This is a genomic window from Bradyrhizobium sp. Kon56, from assembly GCF_055807635.1.
The window spans coordinates 1-319 of the sequence record NZ_JBVVOU010000283.1; the positions used below are offsets into that span (position 1 = coordinate 1).

Here is a 319-nt window from a genome sequence, read left to right on the forward strand (position 1 = left end):
GTTTATCGAAGCGCGCGTAGGTGACGGCACTTACGTTGCGCACTTGCCGCAGAACCCGGCACGTGGAGGAAAATTATCCACAAAACCATCCACAGGCTTATCAACAGGCTTATCCCCAGGTTTATCCACAAAATCGCCAGACTCAGCCGGCTTTTCAAACGGTAAAGTTATCCACAGCTCGGCGCTGGAGCGCCTGGACCAGCACCATTTGTCCACTCCTCCCAGCGGCCCGCCACGGGCGTTCAGGGTGGGCGCGCCGCTGTAGCGGTACTCGCCATCGTAATCATCTTCGACGATCCACCCATCGTTACGCTCGGCC

Annotated in this window: 1 protein-coding gene; it reads right to left on the reverse strand. The window is 58.0% G+C overall.

What is annotated here, in order from left to right; genetic code table 11:
* Window positions 1–30 precede the first annotated feature (30 nt).
* Window positions 31–319, reverse strand: a 289-nt coding sequence (locus tag AC0L3B_RS38985) for a hypothetical protein (RefSeq protein WP_473383014.1), incomplete at its 5' end; no start/stop codon positions are given.